The sequence below is a fragment of the Streptomyces sp. W16 genome, from assembly GCF_033194735.1.
GTDB lineage: Bacteria > Actinomycetota > Actinomycetes > Streptomycetales > Streptomycetaceae > Streptomyces.
Genome location: NZ_JAWOAI010000649.1, coordinates 1 through 4,847 on the forward strand (window position 1 = coordinate 1; position 4,847 = coordinate 4,847).

Sequence of the window (4,847 nt, forward strand, 5' to 3'; positions counted from 1 at the left end):
ACGGCGGCGAGGTGCGCGGTGCCGCCGCCGCCCGCGTGGACGGGGGCGACGGGTGAGGCGGGGGGCTGCGCGGAGGGGGACGCGGATTCATTCGCTACGACCTTGATCGCGCCCTTCACCGTCACGCTTCCGCAGGTGATCTTCACGTCGTAGCTGCCCGGTTCCAGCGCGGAGCGGACCTGTGTCTCGCCGGCGAGGGTGCCGGCCGTGCCGACGAGTTTCGCGTCGGCGACGAACGCGTCCGACGCCGCCGAGCCCGTCGTACCCGCGCAGCCGCTGATCTTGAGCGCGACCTCGGCGCCGGGGGCGGGGGACGCGGGGGTCACCGAGACAGTGCCTCCGTCCGCCGCGTACGCCGTCGGGGTGAGCGCCGCGAGGACCGCCGCGCCCGCACAGAGAGTGACTTTCAGTGAGCCCATCGTGAACCTCCAGATATCTGGAGACTCCTCCTCGTCACCTGGTCGCGCATCCCTGGCGGGGCCCGATTGCTCCGTATGGGGGAGGTGTGACCGGGAGTGCATAGCATGGTCGCCATGACAGAGCGCAAGCCCATCGAATCGTGGCTCACCGACATGGACGGGGTGCTGATGCACGAGGGCGTTCCGGTGCCCGGTGCGGACGCGTTCATCAAGAAGCTGCGGGAAACCGGGCGTCCGTTCCTGGTCCTCACCAACAACTCGATCTACACCGCGCGCGACCTGCACGCCCGGCTGAACCGGATCGGCCTTGAGGTGCCGGTGGAGAACATCTGGACCTCAGCCCTGGCCACCGCCAGCTTCCTGGACAACCAGCACCCCGGCGGCACCGCCTACGTCATCGGCGAGGCCGGACTGACGACGGCGCTGCACGACGCCGGTTACGTACTGACCGACTCGGACCCCGACTTCGTGATCCTGGGCGAGACCCGGACCTACTCCTTCGAGGCGCTGACCAAGGCGATCCGGCTGATCAACGACGGGGCCCGGTTCATCGCCACCAACCCCGACAACACCGGCCCCTCCCCCGAGGGCGCCCTCCCCGCGACCGGCTCGGTCGCCGCGCTGATCACCAAGGCCACCGGCAAGGAGCCGTACTTCGTCGGCAAGCCGAATCCGCTGATGATGCGCAGCGCGCTGAACACCATCGGCGCGCACTCGGAGACCAGCGCCATGATCGGTGACCGGATGGACACCGATGTGCTGGCCGGGCTGGAAGCCGGTATGACGACTTTCCTGGTGCTGACCGGTCTGACGACCAGGGCCGACCTCGACCGTTACCCCTACCGCCCGACGAAGGTCGTGGACTCCATCGCGGACATCGTCGACCTGGTCTGATTCCCGGGCGCCAACTCCGCGAGCAGTGCGGGCAGTTCGGCGACCGAGGCGAGGACGTGCGTCGCGCCCGCGCCGCTCAGCGCGTCCCGCCGGTGTGCCCCCGTGAGCACACCGGCGACCACTCCCGCCCCGGCGCGGACGCCGCTGAGCATGTCGTACGAGGTGTCGCCGACGACGGCCATCTGTCCTACGGCGTCTGCGGCGCCCGTCCGCAGGAACGCGGTGAGGACCATGTCCGGGTACGGGCGTCCCCGGCCGCCGGCGTCGGCGGGGCACAGCGTGAGGTGCGCGAGGTCCTGCCAGCCGAGGGCGGCCAGGATCGCGTCCTGGGTGGTGCGGGCGAAACCGGTCGTCAACACCACTGTGCGGCCTTGGGACTTGAGCAGTTCGACGGTTTCGCGGGCGCCGGGGAGGGCGGTGACCCGGCCACCGTCGACGAGTTCCGCGTACGCCGCTTCGAAGACCTTGTTGGCTTCCCGCGCTTTTGACTCCGTCCCGAACAGCTGCCGGAAGACGGAGATCTTGGACTCGCCCATGGTGGCGCGGACGTGGTCCAGCATGGCGTCGGGTTCCGCGCCCAGGTGCCGGGCGGCGGCCGTGAAGGCCTCTTCGACGAGGCCGTCGTCGGCGACGGTGGTACCGGCCATGTCGAGGACGACGAGACGGATGTCCTGGTTCATGTCCTGGTTCGTGTCCTGGTTCATCGGTGGCTCACCAATCCAGTTCGTTCGCGGTGGTTTCGGCGATCGCCGGGGAGCAGGTCATGCCGCGTCCGCCGGGGCCGGTGACCAACCACACGCCGTCGCGCACCTGTTGGCGGTGGACGACGCGGGCGGGGTCGGTGCACTGCGCGTACACGCCGGCCCAGCGGCGGCGGATCCTCGGGAGAGGGCGGCCGAGGAGCGACTCGACGGCCTCGGTGAGGTGGTCGTAGGGGTCCTCGACGGTGTCGAAGGCGAAGGGGTGCTCGTACTCGTGGGTGTCGCCGATGGTCAGGCCGCCGTCGGCGCGCTGCACCATGAGGAGTTGCATGGCGTGCGCGGCGGCGGTCGGCGACTGGGGCTGGTGCGTGGCGAGTCGGTCGAGGGCGGGGCCGCGGTAGGCGGGGTAGTAGCGGAAGCTGTCCGCGTCGGCGACCGAGGTGGTGAGTGGTTCGCCGAGCGGGTCGGTCTGCATCATCTGCAACCGGACGCGGCGGACGGGGAGTTCGGGTCCGGCGAGTTCGCGGACGAGTCCGCCGAGCCAGGCGCCCGTGCACAGGATCACCGCGTCGGCGGGATGCATGTCCCCGTGGTCGTCGCGTACCGCGTGCTCGCCGACGACCTCGCGGACCTCGCGCCCCGGCAGGAAGGTGTAGTGCGGGGACTTCGACAGCTCGGCGCGCAGGGCGAGTTGGGCGGTGCGGGGCTCCACCGCCGCGTCGCGCTCGCAGTACAGGGCGGCGGTGAAGTCGCCGCGCAGGGCGGGGTTGACGGCGCGGGCCGCGCACCGGGGTCAGCGAGCCGTTGGCCCGGAAGCCGAGACCGGGGACTCGACGGCCGATCTCCTCCCACAACTCCCTTGCCCGCAGGGCGGTTTCGAGTTCCTCACCGCCCGCTCGGCCGCTCACCCAGATCTGTCCGAAGTTGCGCAGGGACGCGCCGCGCGCCTCCGCCTCTCGCTCGATCTGTACGACCTCGTGGCCGCGTTGGACTGCTTGCCAGGCGTGCATGGTGCCGACCACGCCGCCTCCGACGACTGTGACTCTCACGCCTAGAGCGTGAACCAGGTCTTCCCTTTGGGCTAGACCCGTTATCGATTCGTTAGGTTGGTGACGAACGAGAAGCGGTCGCCCCGGTACAGGCCCCGCACCCGTTCCAGCGGCTGTCCCTCCGTGTCCCTCGACACTCGGTGGATCAGCAGCATCGGCAGGGCGGGCGGGGTGCCGATGAGCAGGGCCTCGCGCGGGGTGGCGAGCACGGTCTCGATGCGTTCGTCGGCGTCGCCGAAGCGGATGCCGCGGGCGTCGAGGTAGCCGTAGAAGGAGGAGTCGGGGTCGAAGTCGGTGTCCAGGTGCGGGAGTCGGGCGACGGGGGCATAGGTGCTTTCGAGGCCGACCCGTTCCTCGTCGGCGAGCAGCAGGCGCTCCAGGTGCCAGACGGGTTCGCCGCGGGTCAGTCCGGTCTCGGCGGCGAGGGCGTCGGGGCAGGGGAAGCGGTCGAGCGTGACGAGACTGCGGCCCGGGGTGCGCCCCTGGCGTCGTACGCCCTCGGTGTAACTGGCCAGGGCCAGCGGCTGCTCCAGCTTGGGCCCCGCGACCACCGTGCCCCGCCCCTGCCGGCGCAGCCTGCCCTCCAGCACGAGTTCGCGCAGCGCCTGCCGGACGGTCTCGCGGGCGACCTCGTACCGCTCGGTGAGGTCGCGCTCGGTGGGGATCACGGCGCCCTCCCCCAACTCGTCGACCAGCGCGGCGATTTGGGCCTTCACCGCGTAGTACTTGGGGATGCGGCCGTGCTCCGGGATGCCGGAGCGGACGGGGGCGCCGGGGGCCTGGTCGTTCGGGTAGTCCACGCGGAGATGGTCGCAGAAGCGGGGCCGACCGCGTTATCGGCGCTTCCGGGCCAGCAGCAGGGCGCCGGCGGTGACGAGGAGGACGGACGTGGCGGCGAGGGCGAGGTGTGCGGTGCCGATTCCGGTGCGGGCGAGTTCGTCGGTGAACGAGAGGTCCTCGGCGGGCGGGGTCGCGGCGGAGGGGACCGTCGGGGAGGTGGTGGGTGTGGTGGATTCCGGGGCTTCGATGTCGAAGCGGTAGTCGTTCGACTGGCCGACCCAGTCCCCGTCGTCGGCATGGCGTTGTACGACGGCCGCGTTGGCGGTGATCTCGTTCGGTCCGGTGTCCGGGGCGAGCGCGAGGCGCACCTTGACCGTGAGGGTCTTGCCGGGGTCGACGGTGAAGCCCGGGAAGCCGTCGTCGAAGGCGCCGACGAGTTCGGCCTCGTCGGTCGTGGCGAAGCGGACGGGGTGCGGGCGCGGGCTGCTGCCGTCATAGAAGTCGAGTCTGGGCTGGGCGGGCTTCAGGGCGCGCTGCTGGTCGACGAGGACGACGACCGGGTGGATCGCGGTGCAGCGGCGGGCGGTGGTGTTGGTGAGGTCGAGGTACCAGGTGCCGTAGCCGCCGCCGGCCTCGTAGGTGTCGGGGCCGTCGTGGATGCGGGTGGTGAGGGGGAAGCTGCGGGCGTCGGGGGCGGCGCAGCCGGGGATGGCGTCCGCCGCGTGGGCCGGTGGTGCGGCGGTGACGAGGAGGGGGGCGGCTGCGGCGAGGCAGAGGGACAGCGGTGTGCGCAGTGGGGTGCGCGGTCTCAGGGGCAGTCGCATAAGCACATGAGCGTGCCGGAGATGGGGGCCGATGGAGGGTGACGCGGCCGGAGGTGTGCCTCGAACGGGCGCGGCGGGACCCCTGTTCGGCGGAAGTGTGACAGATCTGAGAAGAGTGACACACTTTTTCAAGGACACCCCCTCCCGGACCGCCTACCCGTCCGCCTACCCGTCCGCCCG

5 protein-coding genes and 1 pseudogene are annotated in these 4,847 nt (G+C 71.1%); 1 reads left to right on the plus strand and 5 read right to left on the minus strand.

Annotation, left to right across the window (positions count from 1 at the left end):
• On the minus strand, positions 1–419 hold a 419-nt coding region (locus R6V09_RS46150; RefSeq protein ID WP_317887457.1), incomplete at its 3' end, for a hypothetical protein.
• 114 nt (positions 420–533) lie between these two features.
• On the opposite strand from R6V09_RS46150, the gene R6V09_RS46155 reads away from it, so the two are divergent.
• On the plus strand, positions 534–1,313 hold the full coding sequence (locus tag R6V09_RS46155; protein ID WP_317887458.1) for an HAD-IIA family hydrolase: 780 nt from the start codon (positions 534–536) through the stop codon (positions 1,311–1,313).
• On the opposite strand, the gene R6V09_RS46160 is transcribed toward R6V09_RS46155, so the two are convergent.
• From R6V09_RS46160 to R6V09_RS46175, 4 genes and pseudogenes are all read right to left on the minus strand, one after another.
• Positions 1,259–2,017: a phosphonatase-like hydrolase gene (locus R6V09_RS46160; protein ID WP_317887459.1), complete on the minus strand. Its 759-nt coding sequence runs from the start codon at positions 2,015–2,017 to the stop codon at positions 1,259–1,261. The two genes, R6V09_RS46155 and R6V09_RS46160, sit on opposite strands and share 55 nt — an antisense overlap.
• An 82-nt stretch (positions 2,018–2,099) precedes the next feature.
• Positions 2,100–3,024 (minus strand): annotated as a pseudogene (locus tag R6V09_RS46165) (FAD-dependent oxidoreductase); the annotation flags it as partial.
• 80 nt (positions 3,025–3,104) lie between these two features.
• On the minus strand, positions 3,105–3,863 hold the full coding sequence (locus R6V09_RS46170; RefSeq protein WP_317887460.1) for a GntR family transcriptional regulator: 759 nt from the start codon (positions 3,861–3,863) through the stop codon (positions 3,105–3,107).
• A gap of 33 nt (positions 3,864–3,896) precedes the next feature.
• Entirely contained in the window at positions 3,897–4,667 is a 771-nt protein-coding gene (locus R6V09_RS46175; protein WP_317887461.1) for a hypothetical protein, read from the minus strand.
• Between the last annotated feature and the right edge of the window lie 180 nt (positions 4,668–4,847).

Bases quoted from the DNA above. Each gene is read 5' to 3' on its own strand.
- R6V09_RS46155 (WP_317887458.1), top strand. From the start codon at position 534: ATGACAGAGCGCAAGCCCATCGAATCGTGGCTCACCGACATGGACGGG.
- R6V09_RS46160 (WP_317887459.1), bottom strand. From the start codon at position 2,017: ATGAACCAGGACACGAACCAGGACATGAACCAGGACATCCGTCTCGTC.
- R6V09_RS46175 (WP_317887461.1), bottom strand. From the start codon at position 4,667: ATGCGACTGCCCCTGAGACCGCGCACCCCACTGCGCACACCGCTGTCC.